The 381-nt window shown below is 75.3% G+C and carries 1 protein-coding gene; it reads left to right on the top strand.

From position 1 onward, the window contains the following. On the top strand, positions 1–331 hold a 331-nt coding region (locus QC029_RS30905; RefSeq protein WP_279559144.1), incomplete at its 5' end, for a DUF6415 family natural product biosynthesis protein. Positions 332–381 lie beyond the last annotated feature (50 nt).

Raw genomic sequence — 381 nt, 5'->3', positions numbered from 1 at the left:
CACGCGCCGGATGCTGCCGGTGGACCCGCGCGACGTCGGGGCGACCGCCAGCGCCGTCCAGGACCGCGCGATCCCGCCGCCGGGCGCCGACCTCGAGGCCGCCATCAAGCAGCTCACCGGCCACGTGGAGCAGATGGTCCCCGGCCTCGAGACGCGGCAGTGGCTGCTGGACTCCGAGGACCAGGACCGCAGGCTCGCCACGGCCGCTCTCGGCATCGCCCGCGAGGCGCTGACCCCGCGTCCCAAGGTCTCCGCACTAGACCACGCCCGCACCCTGGCGCGGTCGGCGAGCGCCCTGGTGTGGCACCTCCAGACGGTGAGCTACCGGTGACCCCCGCCCCGCAGGACTCGACGGAGCTGGAGGCCATGCGCCGCAGGTAC

It is taken from the genome of Streptomyces sp. DH37 (assembly GCF_029813835.1).
In the GTDB taxonomy this organism is placed as follows: Bacteria; Actinomycetota; Actinomycetes; order Streptomycetales; family Streptomycetaceae; genus Streptomyces.
Note: the sequence above shows the minus strand (reverse complement) of the source record. Positions and strands in the feature narration are given on the sequence as shown.